Annotated in this window: 18 protein-coding genes and 1 pseudogene; 14 read left to right on the top strand and 5 right to left on the bottom strand. The window is 69.8% G+C overall.

Going from position 1 to position 16,913, the window contains the following annotated elements:
* Nucleotides 1-203: 203 nt before the first annotated feature.
* From GVY39_RS13855 to GVY39_RS13835, 5 genes are all read left to right on the top strand, one after another.
* The gene (locus GVY39_RS13855) at nucleotides 204-1,556 is read left to right on the top strand and encodes an FAD-dependent oxidoreductase (protein WP_159924276.1); all 1,353 of its coding nucleotides are present in this window, start codon (nucleotides 204-206) and stop codon (nucleotides 1,554-1,556) included.
* Nucleotides 1,557-1,614: 58 nt separating this feature from the next.
* A complete protein-coding gene (locus tag GVY39_RS34365) occupies nucleotides 1,615-2,064 on the top strand; it encodes a universal stress protein (RefSeq protein WP_159924274.1) in 450 nt (149 codons plus the stop codon).
* 61 nt (nucleotides 2,065-2,125) lie between these two features.
* A complete protein-coding gene (locus GVY39_RS34360; RefSeq protein ID WP_369412151.1) occupies nucleotides 2,126-2,614 on the top strand; it encodes a CrcB family protein in 489 nt (162 codons plus the stop codon).
* Nucleotides 2,611-2,979 carry a fluoride efflux transporter CrcB gene (gene crcB / locus GVY39_RS13840; protein ID WP_159924270.1) on the top strand — a complete coding sequence of 123 codons (369 nt, stop codon included), beginning with the start codon at nucleotides 2,611-2,613 and terminating at the stop codon, nucleotides 2,977-2,979. Before GVY39_RS34360 ends, crcB begins: the two co-directional genes overlap by 4 nt.
* Nucleotides 2,980-3,117: 138 nt before the next feature.
* Nucleotides 3,118-4,125 (top strand): cation diffusion facilitator family transporter, encoded by a 1,008-nt coding sequence (locus GVY39_RS13835; protein WP_201295219.1) that lies wholly within the window; start codon nucleotides 3,118-3,120, stop codon nucleotides 4,123-4,125.
* A gap of 1 nt (nucleotide 4,126) precedes the next feature.
* On the opposite strand, the gene GVY39_RS13830 is transcribed toward GVY39_RS13835, so the two are convergent.
* A complete protein-coding gene (locus GVY39_RS13830) occupies nucleotides 4,127-4,936 on the bottom strand; it encodes a class I SAM-dependent methyltransferase (protein ID WP_159924268.1) in 810 nt (269 codons plus the stop codon).
* Nucleotides 4,937-5,021: 85 nt separating this feature from the next.
* Nucleotides 5,022-6,440 (bottom strand): amidase, encoded by a 1,419-nt coding sequence (locus tag GVY39_RS13825; RefSeq protein WP_159924266.1) that lies wholly within the window; start codon nucleotides 6,438-6,440, stop codon nucleotides 5,022-5,024.
* A 289-nt stretch (nucleotides 6,441-6,729) separates the two neighbouring features.
* On the opposite strand from GVY39_RS13825, the pseudogene GVY39_RS35255 reads away from it, so the two are divergent.
* From GVY39_RS35255 to GVY39_RS34975, 4 genes and pseudogenes are all read left to right on the top strand, one after another.
* Nucleotides 6,730-7,839, top strand: a pseudogene (locus tag GVY39_RS35255) (FUSC family protein); the annotation flags it as partial.
* A 399-nt stretch (nucleotides 7,840-8,238) separates the two neighbouring features.
* A complete protein-coding gene (locus GVY39_RS35250) occupies nucleotides 8,239-8,691 on the top strand; it encodes an SRPBCC family protein (protein ID WP_159924439.1) in 453 nt (150 codons plus the stop codon).
* A 46-nt stretch (nucleotides 8,692-8,737) separates the two neighbouring features.
* The gene (locus GVY39_RS34980; protein WP_255466156.1) at nucleotides 8,738-9,049 is read left to right on the top strand and encodes an SDR family NAD(P)-dependent oxidoreductase; all 312 of its coding nucleotides are present in this window, start codon (nucleotides 8,738-8,740) and stop codon (nucleotides 9,047-9,049) included.
* Between the two features lie 32 nt (nucleotides 9,050-9,081).
* Entirely contained in the window at nucleotides 9,082-9,390 is a 309-nt protein-coding gene (locus GVY39_RS34975; RefSeq protein ID WP_255466155.1) for an SDR family oxidoreductase, read from the top strand.
* A gap of 9 nt (nucleotides 9,391-9,399) precedes the next feature.
* Here the strand turns inward: GVY39_RS34975 and GVY39_RS13805 are convergent, their stop codons facing one another.
* Complete coding sequence (locus tag GVY39_RS13805) at nucleotides 9,400-10,653, bottom strand: cytochrome P450 (protein ID WP_159924264.1); 1,254 nt, start codon at nucleotides 10,651-10,653, stop codon at nucleotides 9,400-9,402.
* A gap of 104 nt (nucleotides 10,654-10,757) precedes the next feature.
* Here GVY39_RS13805 and GVY39_RS13800 point away from each other — a divergent pair, with 104 nt between their 5' ends.
* Nucleotides 10,758-11,228, top strand: coding sequence for a helix-turn-helix domain-containing protein (locus tag GVY39_RS13800; RefSeq protein ID WP_159924262.1), 471 nt, complete (start codon nucleotides 10,758-10,760; stop codon nucleotides 11,226-11,228).
* An 85-nt stretch (nucleotides 11,229-11,313) separates the two neighbouring features.
* On the opposite strand, the gene GVY39_RS13795 is transcribed toward GVY39_RS13800, so the two are convergent.
* Nucleotides 11,314-12,882 (bottom strand): serine/threonine-protein kinase, encoded by a 1,569-nt coding sequence (locus GVY39_RS13795; RefSeq protein WP_159924260.1) that lies wholly within the window; start codon nucleotides 12,880-12,882, stop codon nucleotides 11,314-11,316.
* Nucleotides 12,883-13,317: 435 nt separating this feature from the next.
* On the opposite strand from GVY39_RS13795, the gene GVY39_RS13790 reads away from it, so the two are divergent.
* From GVY39_RS13790 to GVY39_RS13780, 3 genes are read left to right on the top strand one after another with little or no spacing between them, the layout of a single operon-like run.
* Nucleotides 13,318-13,614, top strand: coding sequence for a DUF6285 domain-containing protein (locus tag GVY39_RS13790; protein ID WP_159924258.1), 297 nt, complete (start codon nucleotides 13,318-13,320; stop codon nucleotides 13,612-13,614).
* Nucleotides 13,611-14,609 carry a phosphotransferase family protein gene (locus tag GVY39_RS13785; RefSeq protein WP_159924256.1) on the top strand — a complete coding sequence of 333 codons (999 nt, stop codon included), beginning with the start codon at nucleotides 13,611-13,613 and terminating at the stop codon, nucleotides 14,607-14,609. The genes GVY39_RS13790 and GVY39_RS13785 overlap by 4 nt, the downstream gene beginning before the upstream one ends.
* 8 nt (nucleotides 14,610-14,617) lie before the next feature.
* Complete coding sequence (locus tag GVY39_RS13780) at nucleotides 14,618-15,880, top strand: acyl-CoA dehydrogenase family protein (protein ID WP_159924254.1); 1,263 nt, start codon at nucleotides 14,618-14,620, stop codon at nucleotides 15,878-15,880.
* Nucleotides 15,881-15,890: 10 nt separating this feature from the next.
* Here the strand turns inward: GVY39_RS13780 and GVY39_RS13775 are convergent, their stop codons facing one another.
* Nucleotides 15,891-16,565, bottom strand: a complete 675-nt coding sequence (locus GVY39_RS13775) for a class I SAM-dependent methyltransferase (RefSeq protein WP_159924252.1) — start codon at nucleotides 16,563-16,565, stop codon at nucleotides 15,891-15,893.
* 138 nt (nucleotides 16,566-16,703) lie between these two features.
* Between GVY39_RS13775 and GVY39_RS33895 the strand changes: the two genes are divergently transcribed.
* Nucleotides 16,704-16,868: a hypothetical protein gene (locus GVY39_RS33895; RefSeq protein WP_195071544.1), complete on the top strand. Its 165-nt coding sequence runs from the start codon at nucleotides 16,704-16,706 to the stop codon at nucleotides 16,866-16,868.
* Nucleotides 16,869-16,913 lie beyond the last annotated feature (45 nt).

Raw genomic sequence — 16,913 nt, 5'->3', positions numbered from 1 at the left:
CTTACGCGGCGGACAGGCGGGTGAGCGGTCGGTTGCGCTGGAACAGCGGATCGGACGTTGTGGCAATCGGACGCCTCGCGCCGGATCGGGATCGTGGCAGCGATGCGCAGTCCCTGCGGCCCGGATCACCGTGCCGGTTGCGGATCGGCGATGCGTGATCGACAGTGGTTGTCGAGTTACGGTGCGGCGACGGGAGGCCACCAATGGACCGTGCGGACGTCGTTGTCGTCGGCGCCGGATACGCCGGACTGTGCGCGGCGCGGACGTTGCGAGCGGCCGGCCGGGACGTCGTCGTCCTGGAGGCGAGCGATCGTGCGGGCGGTCGCACCTTGACCGCGCGGGTCGGTGACGGATGGGCCGTCGACCTCGGCGGACAGTGGATCTCGGGTGCGCACGGCAGGCTCGCCGCGCTGGCCGAGGAGTACGGCGCCGCGATATACGCGCCACCCGAAGGGGTCGACCTGATGGTCGAGGGAGTGGTCCGGCGGCCGTTCAACGGCGCGCGCCCGCCATTGCCGACGCTCGTGCTCGTCGTGCTCGCCCAGGCCATGTGGCGGCTGGAACGGATGGCCGCCCGGGTCGACCTCGCGCGCCCGTGGACCACGCCGGGCGCCGACCGGCTGGACGCGATGACCGCGGCGACCTGGTTGCGCCGGAATGTGCCCCAGCGGCGCGCCCGGAACCTGGCCGAGGTGATGATCGGCGAGGAACTGTGCGTCGACGTCGGCAGCATCTCCATGCTCGGTCTGCTGACTACGATCCGCTCGGCGGGCGGCGTCGAGGCGGGGATCACCGCCGAAACGGTGACGCGACTGTTCGTCGACGGCGCCGACGGGCCCGCGCTGGCCATGGCCGCGGAGATGGGTGACGCGCTGCGTCTCGGCGCGCCGGTCACGACGATTCGGCGCCGACCAGGCGGTGTGCGGGTGGAGTCGGCCGCCGGTGACGTGCGGGCCGAGCGTGTGATCGTGGCGGTGCCGCCCGCGCTCGCCGGACGCATCGCCTACGATCCGCCGCTGCCCGCCGCGCGCGACCAATTGACCCAGCGCATGCCGATGGGCTCGGTGCTGAAATCGTTCGCGGTGTACGAGCGGCCGTTCTGGCGTGACGACCGGCTCACCGGGCAGTCGCTGAACCTGCGCGATCCCGTGCCGGTGACCTTCGACGCCACCCGCCCCGGTGGTCCCGGTGTGCTCGGCGCGCTGGTGCCGGGCCGGGCCGCGCAGCGGTTGGCCGCCCTTCCCGCGAGCGAGCGACGCGCCATGATCATCGGTTCACTGGTACGGGCCTTCGGGCACGCTGCCCGCGAACCGCTCGAATGGCACGAAAAGGTCTGGGCCGACGACCCATACGCCCGCGGCGGCTACGGCGCCTTCTACCCGCCGGGCGTCTTGACCACCCTGGGCTCGGCCTTGCGCCACCCGGTCGGCGCGATCCACTGGGCCGGGAGCGAAACCGCCACGGAATGGTCGGGCTACATCGAGGGAGCGATCCGTTCCGGGGAGCGTGCGGCCGCCGAAGTGCTCGCGGCGGAGCGATCCACGGCCACCGCATGATTGCCAAAGGGTTGCCCGAGTGCTGGCTCCGGCCCACCCGAGGGATCACAATGAAGAGGTGTTCCAGCGGATCGTGGTCGGCTACGACGACTCTCCCGGCGCAAGGGCCGCCCTGACGATGGCGCTCGACTTGGCGGCGGTGCAGCACTGCACGCTCACGGTCGTGGCCGTCGAAGAGCATCTGCCGCACTACGGTCCGGTGGTCGGCGAGATGGAGGACGAACGCTCGCTCGGGGAGCGGACCTGTCGCCGCTGGCTCGCCACCGCCGCCGAGGCCGCCGACCGGCGCGGCATCGTGGTGCGGGCCGAACTGCGCGCCGGTCAGGCCGCGCGGGAACTGGCCACCGCCGCCGCCGACCACGATGCCGACCTGCTGGTGGTGGGGCGCAGCGGGCACTCGGGCATCTGGGGCCGCTTCATGGGCAGCACCGCGGAGAAGGCCGCACGCCACGTCGGCTGCTCGGTACTCGTCGCGCACGACGGTGCCGGACAGGCCGGGGACCGATGAGCGCGGCCGCGTCGTGACCTGGGGTGGCGCTGCTCCGGACACCTCGGGTAAGAGATGCGCGGTGGGCGGGGAACCGACCGACGAACCGATCGACACCGCGGGCCGCGCGCGTAACCCCGCGCGGGAGTTCTGGCGTACGCACGGCCCGGTGTCGGTGGTCGTCGCCGCGGGCGGAGCGCTCGGAGCGCTCGCTCGCTACGGGCTCGCTCAGTGGCTGCCCGCACAGCCGGGACACTTCCCGTCGGCCACCTTTCTCACCAATGTGGCGGGCTGCTTCGCGATCGGCGTGCTGATGGTGGCGGTGACCGAGATCTGGGCCGCCCATCGGTTGCTGCGCCCCTTCCTCGGCGTCGGCGTGCTGGGCGGATTCACGACCTTCTCCACCTATGTCAATGAAATTCGCGAGCTGCTGCGGACAGGCGCGATCCTCGTCGCGACCTGCTATCTGGCGGGCACGCTGATCTGCGCTCTGCTCGCCACGCTCACCGCCATGTGGCTCACCAGGGCGGGGTATGAGCGCCTGCGGCAGACACGGGAAGGAGCGCGATGAACGTGCTGCTGGTCCTCGTGGGCGGCGCGATCGGCGCGCCGCTGCGGTATCTGATCGACCGGGCGGTGCAAGATCGCCGTGACAGCTTGTTCCCTTGGGGCACCTTCCTGGTCAACCTGCTCGGTTGTCTCGTGCTCGGCGCGCTCGCCGGGGCCGGGACCGCACTGCCCTCCTCGCTGTTCGTTCTGCTCGGCACCGGGTTCTGCGGAGCGCTGACCACCTACAGCACCTTCGGTTACGAGACCGTGCGGCTTGCCGACCGGGGAGCGTATCTGTTCGCGGCGGTGAACGTGGTCGCAAGTGTTTCCGCAGGGCTGATCGCCACTGTGTCGACATACGCGGCAGTGCACGCCCTGCTCGGCTGACCCCGCCGCCGAACCCCTATGCAACGTGATCCAGCTCACTTGGCTGCGCTATCGCGCGCCGCGCAGGGTCAGCTAAGCTGACATGACAGATGCAAACATGCGCATATATTTCGGTGATTGATGGAAGGGGCTGGGTCGATGGGGCACGAACATGGTCACGCGCACGGGCACGGGCTGTCCGGTGAGGCCGACCGCAAGTGGCTGACCATCGCGCTGGCCCTGATCGTCGGGTTCATGTCGGTCGAGGTCGTGATCGGCGTGCTGGCGAACTCGCTGGCCTTGCTGTCGGACGCGGCGCACATGCTCACCGACGCCGCGTCCATTGTGCTCGCGCTCATCGCGATCCGATTCGCGGCCCGCCCCGCGAACGGCAAGTACACCTACGGCTACAAGCGCGCCGAGATCCTCTCGGCGCAGGCCAACGGCGTCACGCTGCTCGTGCTGGCGGGCTGGCTCACCTACGAGGCCGTGCGCCGTTTGCTGGAGCCGCCCGAGGTGACCGGCGGGCTCGTCCTGGTGACCGCGTTGGCCGGTGTCGTGGTCAACATCGTGGCCACCTGGGCGATCAGCAAGGCCAACCGTTCCAGCCTCAACGTCGAGGGCGCCTTCCAGCATGTGCTCAACGACCTGTACGGGTTCATCGCGACCGCCGTGGCCGGCCTCGTCGTGCTGACCACCGGCTTCGCCAGGGCGGACGCGATCGCCACGCTGATCGTCGTCGCGCTGATGGTCAAGGCGGGGCTCGGGCTGGTGCGCGAATCCGGCCGGATCTTCCTGGAGGCGGCGCCGGCGGGCGTCGATCCGGACGCGCTCGGGCGCAGGCTGGTGGACATCGACGGCGTCGACGAGGTGCACGATCTGCACGTCTGGCAGATCACCTCCGGTGACATCGCCTTGTCGGCGCACGTGCTGGTCCGGGCCGGCGCCGACTGTCACGGGCTGCGTCAGCGAATCGAGCATCTGCTTCACGACGCCTACGGCATCACCCACACCACGTTGCAGGTCGACCATACCCATGTCGTCGGCCCGTCGGCGGCCGTGCACGAGCAGCGCCTGCTGCCGGTGCTGGAGGATCACTGCGACGACGCCCACGGTCCGGTGCACCGCGACCGCCCGTCGTCCGGGGCGAATGTCGGCGCCCCCTGACCTACTCGGCGCCACGCGCACGGACGATGGCGGGCGGGATGTCGCGCAGCACCGGAAGGCGCTCGAATATCGGAAGACTCGCCGCGAGCGGGCCGCGGGAAGGTCCGTAGGACGACACGCTCACCTCGGCCACCCGCGGGCTCCACTCGCGCAGCAGTGCCGCCACCCGGCTGCGCTTGACGCCCCAGGGCATGGGGGGAGCGGTGTAGTGCGGTGTTTTACGGAAGCCTCGCATGGTCTTGCGGGAGAACCATGGCGGGATGATGTCGAACAGGAATTCCGCGCCAGGCAGTCGGTCGAAGATCGCGATGCACAGGCGCCGCACCTCGTCGGGCTCGAAGTACATGAGCAGCCCCTGCGCCGTGACGAAGACGCCGCGGTCGGCCTCCACCTCGTCCAGCCAGGCTGTGTCCAACGCGCTGATCGGCAGGTGACGGCAGCGCTCGCTCGGTGGAAGGAACCGTTCGCGCAGCGCGATGCCTTCGGGCACATCGACACACAGCCAGCGCACCTGTCCGTCGTCGCACCGCTGGAACTGGGTCTCCAGTCCCGAGGCGAGTTCGACCACGGTCCCGCCGGGGTGTTCGGCCAGCCACGGCCGCAGTGCGAGGTCGAACCGCAGCGATCGCACCGCGTGCGTGCCGTCGGGTGCGCCGAAGGCTCGCGCATAGTCGTACTCGAGCGCGTCGAAGATCCGGACGCAGTCCGGGTCGCGCAGAATGCCATCCGCCCGTTTCGCTTCCGACGCCCGGTTGTAGAGCGTCCACAGCATGGTTTCCGGGACTCCCGTCAGATCGACGTTCGCGCCCATGATCTCGTCCTCTCCGGCCTGCGGCCGAGTCCGTCCGAATCCCCCGGAAAAGAACTTAGCCTAACCTAAGTCGAGTGGGAAGGGCTCAGGGGAGAAGGCGTGGGAACGGCTGTTCCGCTTCGATCAGATAGGCCAGCTCCAGCAAGGTGCGCTCGTTGCCGCGTGTGGCGGCGAATTGGACTCCTATGGGCACCCCGGCGGCGGTGAGGCCCGCCGGAACCGTGATGGCAGGCGTTCCGGTGATGTTGTTGATCGGGGTGAAACAGACGTAGGCGCGCAGCCGCTGGATGAGTTCGTCGAACGGCACGGTCGGGCTGAGATAGCCGAGCTCCGGTGTGGTGTGGCCCAGAGTGGGAAGCAGCACCGCGTCGTAGGGGCCGAGTTCCCGTTCGTAGGTGGCCGTCGCCGCCCGTAACCGGCGAATCGTAAGCGGGGCGTGCAGGGCCCGGCGCAGGAAGAGGGCGCGGAGACCGACCGTGAGGTCGTCCACGCGCCGTGCGTCGAACCTCCGGTCGACGAGCCGTCCCGTCGTGGTGGCCAGGGCTGCGAGCAGGCCCCAGTAGTGCAGGAAAGCGTTCTCGATCGTGGCGTCGAACGGCAGGGGCACCGGTTCGACCGAGTGGCCGCAGGCTTCGAGCGTGCGCGCAACCCTTTCGACGGCATCCCGGGTCGGGCCGGCGGCGAGCGGTCCCGCGATGTTGTCGAGCACGAGCGCTATCCGCATGCGGCGGTTCGCGGGACCGTCGACGCGGCCGATCGGCTTCAGCGCGGGATTGCGCCAATAGCGTTCCGCCGCCGCGGCATAGGCCGCCGTATCGCGCACGGTCCTGGTCAGCACTCCTTCGCTGACGATATCCACCGGCAGCGTGCGAGCCAGCCCGGATACCACGTGCCGTCCCCGCGTCGGTTTCAAGCCGACCAGCCCGGCGCACGCGGCCGGAATCCGGATCGATCCGCCGCCGTCGTTGCCGTGCGCGATCGGTACGACACCCGCCGCCACCAGCGCGGCCGCCCCGCCCGACGAGCCGCCCACCGAGTAGTCGGTGTGCCACGGGTTGCGGGTGGGCGCGACGTGCGGCGACTCGCTGCTGGCATTGAAGCCGAATTCGGGCATGGCGCTCTTGCCGAGGACGGTGAGGCCGGTGCTGAGGAATTGCCGGGTGTAGCCGCTGTGCGCGCGAGCGGGCGTCGCGTGGAACGCGGCCGTGCCCTGGTTCGTCGGCATGCCCGCCACGTCCAGGTTGTCTTTCACGAAGCTGGGCACGCCGTAGAAAGTGCCGGTCCGGTCGGCGGGCAGCAGAGGTTTCCCGTAGCTCGGGTAGGCGACGGCCGCCAGCTTTTCCACCTGCTCGGCGCGCGCCACGGCGGCAGCGGCGAGTTCGCGTGGCGAGACCGTCCCGTCGCGCACCAGCGAAGCCAGGGTGACGGCGTCGTGATCACCGAGCGCGTCGTCGCCGAAGGCGTGGACGCGCGTGGGTAGGGGAATATGAGCGTCGGCGGTCATGCCACGAATCTAAGGTGTGCACCAGGCAGTCCGTCCAGACCGGATTTGTCCGCACCGGATTTGTCCGCACCGGATTCGTCCGGACCGGATTCGTCCTGACCAGAGAGGACAGCAGGTGGCCGCGACATACCCGGATCCGGTGCCACCGAGGGGCCGCGTCGGCTCGCTGTTGTTCGCGTTGCCGCCCGCGGGCCGGCGGTGGAGCGTGGCGCTGCGCGCTGCGGTGGCGTTCGCTGTCCCCGCCGCGATCATCACCGGTCTGGGCCGTCCGGACACGGCGGTGTTCGTCATGTTCGGCGCCTTCGCTGTGCTCTATGGCGAGGGGCGCCCGTTCCGGGTGCGCGGCAGGGTCGTGCTGGCCGCCGGTGTGGCGTTGCTCGCCGCGAGCGGCGTCGGCGCGCTCATCGGCGGCCTGCTGGATACGGGACTCGGTGCGTCGTTGCTGATGGTGGCCGTGGTGTCGGCGATCGCGGTGGTGGCGGTCTTCGTCATCGACGCATTGCGGCTCGGGCCGCCGGGCGCGCTGTTCTTCGCACTGGTCTGTGCGGGGTCGATGAAAGCCGTCGAGACCGGGACGGCGATGGCGACGCTGTTGTTGTGCGCCGCCTGCGGTGTCGTCGCGTCGGTCGTCGTTTCGATGGCCGGAGTGCTGCGGGATCGCCGCAAGCCCGAACGCGTGGCGGTGGACGCCGCGGTCCGCGCGGTCGACGCCTATGTGGCGGCGCGGGAGGCGGGGACGCCCGCGATCGAGCTGCGCCACCGGGCCGGCTCGGCGATGGCGGACGCGTGGGCCGCGGTCTACGACGCGGGTCCGCCCTCGGATCCCGGGGAAGCCGAGCTGCTGGCCACCCTGCAAACCGCCCGGCGCAGGCTGGCCGGGCACGTTCCCGACGACGACACCGACGATCTGCTTGTCGATCCCTTGGTCTCGTTCGCCCGTCCCGGAGTCGGCTTCCGGCTGCGGCGTTCCCTGTCGTTCTCCTCGCACGCGACGATCAGCGCGATGCGCGTTGCCGCGGGCTGCCTGGGCGCGGGCGGCCTGAGCGCGCTGCTCGGTCTGGAGCGGCCGCACTGGGCGGTGCTCAGCGCCCTGATCGTGTTGCAAACCGGGCCCGATCGAGTGCGCGGGCAGGTGCGCGCGATCCACCGGTTCGTCGGCACGATCGCGGGCCTCGGTCTGTTCGCGCTCATCTATCAGCTCGGGCCGACCGGTTACGCGCTGGTCGTTCTGATCGCCGCGCTGCAGTTCTGTATCGAGCTGTTCGTGCCGCGCAACTACGCGCTGGCCGTCGTCTTCATCACCCCGGTCGCGCTGATCGCGGGCGGGGTCGCCACCACGGGCGGACCGATCGGACCGGTGATCCGGGATCGGCTGGTTGAGACGGTGCTCGGCGTCGCCGTCGCCGTGCTCGCGCTGTACGGGGTGGCGCCGTACGGGCATCGGCGCACCTTCCGCTGGATGGATCGCCGGGGGCGCGCCGCCGCCCACGCCCTGCTCGACCGGCTGCGTCGCAAGCCGATGGACGCTCGAGCGTGGGTGTTGGTCCAGCATCTGCAGTTCGAGCTGGTCGGTGTGGTCCGCAGTGGCATCGACTCGGCGACCGACGACCCCGAGTGGACGCGGGACTACTGGCCGGAACACGCGGCCCTCGCGCACCTCGGCCACGATCTACTCGCCACGTGCTGGGTGCTGCAGCCTGGCCAGTGGCTGGCCGACGTGGACGGCTGGGCGGCACGCGTGGCCGCGGCTGGGCTCGGCCCGGAAGCGGGGGCGGTACCGCCTGCTAGCGTTCGCCGCATGCATGACAGCGTGACGGTGCGCATGGCCGCCCCCGCCGACAAGATCTGGGAATTGGTCAGCGACATCGAGAACACCGGGCGATTCAGTCCCGAGACGTTCGCCGCGGAGTGGCTCGGCGGCGCCACCGGTCCCGCGGTCGGCGTGAAGTTCCGCGGACATGTCAACCGCAACGGCTGGGGGCTGAAGTACGCGACGGTGTGCCGCATCGTCGCCTGCGAGCCGGGGCGGGAGTTCGCGTTCACCGTGCTCGGACCGCGCGGCATGCCGGTCAATACGTGGCGCTACGTCTTCGAGCCGGTCGAGGGCGGCACCGACGTCACCGAGTCGTTCCAGCTGCACAGCAATCCGGTGCTGCGGCTGTACTGGTCGCTGGCCGGGTGGGCGCGCCGCAAGACCAACGTCGAGGGGATGCGCGAGACGCTGAACCGGATCAAGGCCGTCGTCGAATAGTCCCGGCACACAACGCCGCTCGGCGGCGCACCTAGGCTCGGGACCCATGACTGCTCCTGTGCTCCTCGTGCTCGGCGCCGGTCCCGGCATCGGGCTGTCGGTCGCCCGCCTGTTCGCCGTCGACGGTTTCGCCACGGTGCTGGCCTGCCGGATTCCCGAGGAGGCCGAGCCGATGGCCGAGAAACTGCGCGGGGAGGGGTTCGACGCGGAGGGTGTCGGGGTGGATCTGAGCGACCCCGCCGACGTGGGCGAGGTCGTCACGGGAGTGGGCGAGCGCCACGGCCGTATCGACGTGTTGCACTTCAACCCAGCGTCTTCCGAGAGGCCGATCCGCTACAGCTCTCGATTCCCGAACTGATCGAGGACTTCACCGTCGGCGCCGCTGCGCTGTTGCCCGCCGTCCAGGCGGCGCGGCCCTTCCTGTCCGAGGGCGCCCGCGTGCTGCTCACCGGCAGCGCGGCCGCGGATAAACCGTGGCACCGAGCCGCCTCGCTCGGCATCCAGAAGGCGGCGGTGCGCAACCTGGTCACCAGCTTGGACGCCACACTCGCGCCCGCGGGGATCCGGGCGGTCGCCGTCCAGGTCGAAGGAGTGCTGGGGGAGGGCGCTTTCACGCGGGACCGGGTCGCCGCGGCGTTGCACGCGGCAGCCGTCCGCCCCGCCGACGGATGGACGCCGCACGTCTCCTACGACGGCTGACCGGCGGGACTACCTGGGCCGGATCGCAGCGAATTCGATGGGCAGGTGCGCGGGGCCGCGCAGGTTGACGTGTTCTCGATACGGTGGCGGGTCAACGGGCAGCGAGGGGGATTCGACGCGTTGCGCGAACCGGGTCAACGCCACTCGCGTCTCCAAGCGGGCCAGGGCAGCCCCGACGCAGAAGTGCGCCCCGAGGCCGAAGGCCAGGTGGCGGTCCTCGCGCGCCGGGTCGAATCGGCCGGGGTCGCCGAACACCGAGGGATCGCGTTGCGCGGCCGCGATCAGCAGCACCACCAGGTCGCCGCGCTCGATGCTCGTGCCGCCGATGGTCAGGTCGTCGGCGGCGACGCGCGGGATCAGCTGGACCGGCGGGTCGAAGCGCAGCGTCTCCTCGACCACGCCCGCCGCCCGGTCCGGATCCGCGCGCAGGGCCGCGAGTTCCTCCGGCCTGCGCAGCAGGGCCAGGGTCGCGTTGGCGATCAGGTTGACGGTGGTCTCGTGGCCGGCGACCAGCAGCAGTGCGCAGGTCGAGATCAATTCGGCATGGGTGAGCGTGTCGCCGGAGTCTTCCGCAGCGATGAGTTCGGACAGTAGATCCGGGCCCGGTGTGTGGCGGCGTCGATCGATGAGATCTTCGAAGTAAGCGTGCAGTTCGGTCCCGGCGCGCTGGATCCGCGCCGGGTCGGCGCGGAATCGGGCGGCCGCGCGGGAGGTCGGGTCCAGCGTGCGCGACAGCAGCGCGGACCAGGCGCTCAGCCGTGCTTCGTCCGCGAGCGGGACGCCGAGCAGTTCACAGATGACGGTCACCGGCAGCGGATAGGCGAAGTGGTCGACGGCGTCGAACCCGCCCTCGCGGGCGCGCTGGTCGAGCAAGTCGTCCACGATCTCGGTGATCCGCGGCTCCAATCGCCGTACCACCCGCGGGGTGAACGCCGCGGACACGAGGCGGCGCAGGCGAGTGTGATCCGGCGGATCGAGGAACAGGAACGAGGGCTTCGCACGCGCCGCACCGTCCTCCCGCGTCCCGTCATAGATCGGCATCGAGCCGAGTTGCAACCGGGCCAGTGACCGGTCGACGCTCGCGCGCGGATCGCGCAGCATGGCGGCGCAATCCGCGTAGCGCGTCAGCACGACTACCGGAGCCGTCCCCATCCGGAACGCACCGGCGTCGCGTAGTCGCGCGAGCAGGGGATACGGATCCGGTCGCACCGCTGGGTCGAGCAGGCGCACGTAGTCGTCGGTCGGGTGGTTCGTGGTCGTCATCGACACTCCCAACTGTCCGGCCGGAGCGGGCGCCGGTCTACTTAGTATTATTCAGATACTGTTAGTAGGAAAGCAATACCGAGCAGGGATGCGAAAATACCGTCATGACATTGCGGCGCCCGGCCGACGATTCGGTCACCCGCGTCGTCGAACTGCTCGGCGACCGGTGGACCATCCTGCTCATCGCCGAGGCGTTCTTCGGGGTGCACCGCTTCAGCGATTTCGCTCGCAATATCGGCATCACCAACCGCAACCTGCTCACCAGCCGCCTGCGCATGCTGATCGACGCGGGCATCTTCACCCGCACCGATCACGGCGGCGGGCGCGTCGACTACCACCTCACCGCCGCGGGCCGCGAGCTGTATCCGATCGTCACGGCGATGATGGTCTGGGGCGACCATCATCTGGTCGGGCCGGAGGGCAAGCCCATCGTCCTCGAGCATCGCACCTGCGGGCACGAGACCTCGCCGATGCTCGTCTGCGACCACTGCCGCGAACCGATCGACCCGCGCGACGTCGAACCCAAGGCGGGCCCCGGCTTCCACCAGCCGCCGGGCGCCAAGCAAGCCGGGTGAAGTTCAGACAGCCGTTGTCGCTGTCGCCGAAGCACCTCCGACTCCCAGTCGACTGGGCGAATTCGATTGCGCTGATATCGGTCGGTCAGCGGACCGGCAGGCTGACGCCGGGGGACGAGGGCGCGCCGTACAGGACCAATTCTCTCGGGACGTCGTCCTTCTTGTCATTCTTCTTGTCGTTCTTCTTCCCGTCCTTGTCATGGCCGGGTAGGTAGAAGGCCAGTCGAATCGTGCGAGTACTGCCGGGATCGATCCGGTCGACGCTGTTGCGGGACGCGTTCAGTTCGGTGGTCGCGGTGGCGTCGGGGGCGAGGGAGCGACCCGCGGTGGTGATAAGGCGTTGATCGGCGATGACGAAGGCTTGCTGGCGCTGGGAGACGTTGGTGACTGTCAGCGTCACGACGGTGTAGGAACCGCCTGCGGCCGACTCGGACACCACCCCGGGAACGGTAAAAGCGAAGTCTCCGTCCTGTACCGCACCAGCCGGACCCGACGGTTGTCCGCCGGTCGCGGGAGGCAGGTCGTCCGTGCGGGCCTCGGCGGAAGTCTCGCGTGTCACAGTGCCTGGAGCGGAGTCGGATCCGAGATCGCCGCCCAGCCACAGAGCTGCCGCGGCGACGAGTACTGCCCCTGCGGCGATCGGTAACGATCGGCGGACCGGAGGCTTTCGTGGAGAATCCGGGTTCGCGGTTGAAGCTGGTGAGAACGTTCGGGGCTCGGGCGAGCGCGGCGTCGGTCGGGTCGCGGCCGACCGAGGGGCGGTCATGACGCGGGTAGGTGGGTGACTGCCCAATTGTGCGGTATCCGGGCCCGTAGAGGCGGATTCCGCCGACACGGGCTGTTCCAAAGCCGCGCGTGCCGCTGCGGCGAATTCGCCCGCGCTGGCATAACGTTCCAGCGGTTGCTTGGCCATGCCGCGAGCGATGACAGCGTCCAGCGCAGGCGGGCCGCCGCGTGCGGTCACCGATGCGCGCGGCGGTGGCGACATCAGATGCGCGCGCATCTGTCGCGCCGGATCTCCGTCGCCGAAGGGCAGGCTTCCGGTGAGGACTTCGTAGAGCACGCAGGCCAGCGAGTAGACATCCGAGCGCGCCTCGGCCGTGCCGGTGAACCGCTCCGGGGCCATATAGCCCAACGTGCCCACCACCTGACCGGTCGCTGTGAGCGCGGTGGCGTCGACGGCCCGGGCGATACCGAAGTCGATCAGATACACGAAACCGCTGGTGTGCTCGAGAATGTTGCCCGGTTTCACATCCCGATGAACGAGCCCGGCCGCGTGCGCGGCGTCCAGCGCCTCGGCGGCTTGGGCGATCACCTCCACCGCCCGTACCGGCGCCAGCGCCCCCGACCGTAGCCGTGTAGCCAAATCGACGCCCTCGATGTAGGCCATCTCCAAGAACAGATGACCATCGACCTCACCGAAGGAACGAATCGGCACGATGTGGGGGTTGCGCACCCGAGCGCCCGCCTGTGCCTCCCGCTCGAAACGGAGCCGGTAGCCCGGGTCGGCGGAATACGCGGCGGACAACACCTTCAATGCGACGGCGGCGCCGGTGCGGTCGCGTGCCAACCAGACCTCACCCATACCGCCACGACCCAGCAAGCGTTCGAGGCGGTATGTCCCGAACGAACCGCTGGCGTTGTGCACCGACATACCTCGACCGTATCGCCCGGGGTGTGCCGCCACCTCGACCGGAGGACTCACGCGACGACAAGTGAGGCGGCGCTCAATCCAGCAGGTCGACGAAAGCCTCTGCCAGGTACAGCGGTAGGAGTAGGTAGTACAGCAGCATCGCCATCGAGCCGGCTCCGATCGTCAACGCGGGTCCCACGCTGTGCCGTCGCGGGTACGTCGCGCAGGGATTGGAGACCGAGTGGTCTCGCGATCGCAGGAATGTAGTGCAGCTTCCCGGCATCGGCAAGGCCGTCCAGCGTGTCGAACCCGCCGTTCTACTTCGCCGCCTGCGGTTTCCGCTCGACGACCGCGGGGCTGTTGCGGCTCGACGACCGGGAGTGACGGCCGAAAGTACCGATCGGGACGGCGACGGCGCGTGCCATGCTGAGGGCCGGGATCGACCGAGGGGAACGAATGCAGAATCGCCCATCGGCAGCGGAGTTGCTGGAATCGCTCGCCGAGTTGCTCGAGGAGACGCTGCTGCCCGCCCTGCCCGCGGGGTTGCAGCACAAGGCGCGTGTGGGCGCCAATCTCGCCAGGATCGTGCGCAGGGAGATCGAATCCGGCCCCGCCGCGGCCGAGCAGGAGCGTGAGTTGCTTGCCGCGGTACCCGAAGGAGACGACGAACAGCTCTGGGCGGCGTTGGTTTCCGTGGTGCGGGCCGATCTCGCGATCGCCAAGCCGGGGTACGACGCGTGGGCGGGCGAGTGAGTTCCGACCTGGCACGTGGCCTGGCGGAGTTCCTCGGGTCGGGCAGCGGCCACGCGGTGACGGTGTCGAACGTCGAATACCTCTCCGCGGGCGCCCGCCGTCGTAACGTCGCCTTCGACGCCGATATGGGAGGCGCGAAGCGGCGCTTGGTCGCGACCATCGTGCCGAACGCGATCGAGCTCGTCCCCGTGGACGTGGAGGCCGCGGTCCGGGAGCTGGCGCGCGGCAACGGTGTCCCGGTTCCGCCCGTGGTGGCGATCTGCACCGACAGCGCCTACGCCGACGGGCCGTTCGTGGTTTCCGAACGGGTGGACGGAGAGACGGTGCCGCGCAAGGTGCTACGGCTGACGGAGTCGGCGGGTCTCGGCGAACGAGTCGCCGAACAGCTCGGCGAGGCCATGGGCCGCCTGCATGCCATCGATCCGGCGACCGCCCCCGCTCGGCTGCCCGAGGCCGCCGCCGATCCCGAGCACCAGCTGATCGAGGCGGGCGAGCACGTGCGCGCGCTCTTGGCGGACCGGCCGGTGTTCGCCCTCGCGCTGCGCTGGCTGGAACGCCGCTGCCCGCCCGCGCCGCCGCGTACCGCGCTGCTGCACACCGACATGCGCAACGGCAACATCGTCGTCGGTCCCGAGGGACTGCGGGCGGTGCTCGACTGGGAAGGCGCGCAGCGTCACGGCGATCCGATGCGCGATGTGGCCTGGCCCGCGCTGCGCATGTGGCGCTTCCGCGCCGACGACCGGGAATTCGGCGGATTCGCGGGCCGCGGCGCGTTCGCGCGCGGCTACCGCCGTGCGGGCGGCGAGTTCGACGAAGACCGTTTCCGCTGGTGGAAGGTGATGTGCACGCTCGCATGGGGGGTCGGGCTGGCCGGGCAGGCCGCGGCGCACTCGGACGGCAGCGTGCGCGACATCGTGATGGCGGCCAGCGGGCGCCGGGTTTCGGAAATCGAATGGGACCTGCTGATGCAGATCCGACCCACTGCGAAAGGCTAGAGACTTCGATGGATTTCGAGCTACCTGCCGAACTGGTCGATTACCTCGCCGAACTGGACCGGTTCATCGACCGGGAGATCGCGCCGCTCGAGCAGATCGATGACAACATCCGCTTCTTCGACCACCGTCGTGAGGACGCCCGCACCGACTGGGAGCGCGGCGGCCTGCCGAACGCGCGATGGGAAGCGCTGCTGGCCGAGGTCCGCAGGCGCGCCGACGCCGCGGGTCACCTGCGGTACGCCTTCCCGGCGCAGTACGGCGGCCGGGACGGCACCAACCTGGGCATGGCCGTGATCCGCGAGCACCTGGCCCGGCGCGGCCTGGGGCTGCACTGTGATCTGCAGAACGAGCACGCCATCGTCGCCAACAACGTCGGTTTGCTGCTCATGCTCGAATACGGCACACCCGCGCAGCGAGCGGAGTGGGTGGACGGGCTGGCTTCGGGGACGAAGTTCTTCGCCTTCGGCATCACCGAGCCCGAGCACGGCTCCGACGCGACCCACATGGAGACCTCAGCGGTCCGCGACGGCGACGGCTGGGTGATCACCGGACAGAAGACCTGGAACACCGGCGTGCACATCGCCGACGCCGACCTGATCTTCGCGCGCACCTCCGGCGGCCCCGGCGACGCGACGGGCATCACCGCGTTCCTGGTGCCCACCGACGCTCCGGGGTTCGTCGTCGAGGAATACCTCTGGACCTTCAACATGCCCACCGATCACGCCCGCGTCGCGCTCAACGGCGTTCGCGTCCCCGACACCGCCGTCTTCGGCGGTGAAGGACGCGGCTTGGCGGTGGTCCAGCACTTCTTCAACGAGAACCGGATCCGCCAAGCCGCGTCCAGCCTGGGTGCGGCGCAATACTGCATCGACGAGTCGGTGGCCTACGCCAAGCAGCGCAAGCCCTTCGGCAAGCCGCTGGCCGCCAACCAGGCGATCCAGTTCCCTCTTGTGGAACTGCACACGCAGTGCGCGATGTTGCGCACGCTCATCCACAAGACCGCTTGGTCGATGGACACCTACGGCACGTTCGCCGCCTCCGAGCAGGTCTCGATGTGCAACTACTGGGCCAACCGGTTGTGCTGCGAGGCCGCCGACCGCGCCATGCAGGTGCACGGCGGCCTCGGCTATTCCCGGCACAAGCCGTTCGAGCACATCTACCGCCACCACCGGCGCTACCGGATCACCGAGGGCGCCGAGGAGATCCAGATGCGTCGCGTCGCGGGCTATCTGTTCGGTTTCATGGGCGGCAAAGCTCCCAAAGGGGTGTGAGCGGCGCGGCTCAGAGGCGGCGGATGCGGGCCAGCCACGCGGCGGCGTCGACCCGGCCCGTCTCGGAAACCTCCAGGGCCGCCGCGTCCTGGGCCACCAGGTCGGTGACCCGGCCGCGGTACCGTGCCGGTCGCAGGTCCGCTACTGTCCAGCCCTCGCGGAAGGACTCCAGGATCAGCGTGTCGCTGATTCGCGGGCCGAATCCCGGCTCGGCATCGGAGAGGGCGAGGACATACACCGTGCCGCCCGGCTTGCAGACCGCGTGCAGACTGCGGACGTACGCGGCGCGCGCCTCGTCCTCGGTCCCGAAGACATGGAACAGCGCGCTGTCGACGACGGTGTCGAACGCGGGCGCGGAGCCCGGCGGGTCACCGGCGAAATCCGGCCGGTCACCGAGCGCGAGCGCGTCGGCCACCTCGAACGCGGCGGCGGGCACACCCTGCGCGGCCGCATTGGCGCGCGCGTAGGCCACCGCGCTCGGCGACATATCGATCCCACGCACGTCGTAACCGAGCCTGGTCAGCAAAATGGTGTGCTCACCGGCGCCGCAGCCGGGATCGAGGACGCGGCCGCTGATACCCCCTTCGCGCTCCAAGGCCACGATGGCGGGTTGCGGTTCACCGATCACCCAAGGTGCGGTGTCGTTGTCGTAGACGGTATTCCAGAAATCCGCTGGACGAGTCATGGAACCACTGTCCATCCTCAACCCCACTCGAGGTCAACCGCCACGCCCTCGAAGTGCGCTTTTCGCGTGAGGTGCGCGACCGGACGTGCGTGTGGATCAGGTCTGCGTCGCGGCGGCGTGGGTGGGTACGCGCGCGGTATGAGCACACCGAATCTCGATCCGACGACGGCGGAGTCGATGCAGCAGGACGCGGATTTCGCCGACGAGCACACCAAGCCGACGCATGCCGACGAGCACCCCACCGGAGAAGAGCTCGAGACCGACGAATCGACCCCGCGCGGGCACAGCGGATCGGACGAGTAGCCCGGCGTGGCACGGTTGCGCGCGGGAACCGTGCCACGCCGGCGG

Source organism: Nocardia sp. CY15 (assembly GCF_009829295.1).
Taxonomy (GTDB): domain Bacteria; phylum Actinomycetota; class Actinomycetes; order Mycobacteriales; family Mycobacteriaceae; genus Nocardia; species Nocardia sputi.
Note: the sequence above shows the minus strand (reverse complement) of the source record. Positions and strands in the feature narration are given on the sequence as shown.

Excerpts from the sequence above, each read along its gene's own strand:
- GVY39_RS13855 (WP_159924276.1), top strand. The coding sequence starts at position 204 with ATGGACCGTGCGGACGTCGTTGTCGTCGGCGCCGGATACGCCGGACTG.
- crcB (WP_159924270.1), top strand. The coding sequence starts at position 2,611 with ATGAACGTGCTGCTGGTCCTCGTGGGCGGCGCGATCGGCGCGCCGCTG.
- GVY39_RS13835 (WP_201295219.1), top strand. The coding sequence starts at position 3,118 with ATGGGGCACGAACATGGTCACGCGCACGGGCACGGGCTGTCCGGTGAG.
- GVY39_RS13830 (WP_159924268.1), bottom strand. The coding sequence starts at position 4,936 with ATGGGCGCGAACGTCGATCTGACGGGAGTCCCGGAAACCATGCTGTGG.
- GVY39_RS13825 (WP_159924266.1), bottom strand. The coding sequence starts at position 6,440 with ATGACCGCCGACGCTCATATTCCCCTACCCACGCGCGTCCACGCCTTC.
- GVY39_RS35250 (WP_159924439.1), top strand. The coding sequence starts at position 8,239 with ATGCATGACAGCGTGACGGTGCGCATGGCCGCCCCCGCCGACAAGATC.
- GVY39_RS34980 (WP_255466156.1), top strand. The coding sequence starts at position 8,738 with ATGACTGCTCCTGTGCTCCTCGTGCTCGGCGCCGGTCCCGGCATCGGG.
- GVY39_RS13805 (WP_159924264.1), bottom strand. The coding sequence starts at position 10,653 with ATGACGACCACGAACCACCCGACCGACGACTACGTGCGCCTGCTCGAC.
- GVY39_RS13800 (WP_159924262.1), top strand. The coding sequence starts at position 10,758 with ATGACATTGCGGCGCCCGGCCGACGATTCGGTCACCCGCGTCGTCGAA.
- GVY39_RS13795 (WP_159924260.1), bottom strand. The coding sequence starts at position 12,882 with ATGTCGGTGCACAACGCCAGCGGTTCGTTCGGGACATACCGCCTCGAA.
- GVY39_RS13790 (WP_159924258.1), top strand. The coding sequence starts at position 13,318 with ATGCAGAATCGCCCATCGGCAGCGGAGTTGCTGGAATCGCTCGCCGAG.
- GVY39_RS13780 (WP_159924254.1), top strand. The coding sequence starts at position 14,618 with ATGGATTTCGAGCTACCTGCCGAACTGGTCGATTACCTCGCCGAACTG.
- GVY39_RS13775 (WP_159924252.1), bottom strand. The coding sequence starts at position 16,565 with ATGACTCGTCCAGCGGATTTCTGGAATACCGTCTACGACAACGACACC.
- GVY39_RS33895 (WP_195071544.1), top strand. The coding sequence starts at position 16,704 with ATGAGCACACCGAATCTCGATCCGACGACGGCGGAGTCGATGCAGCAG.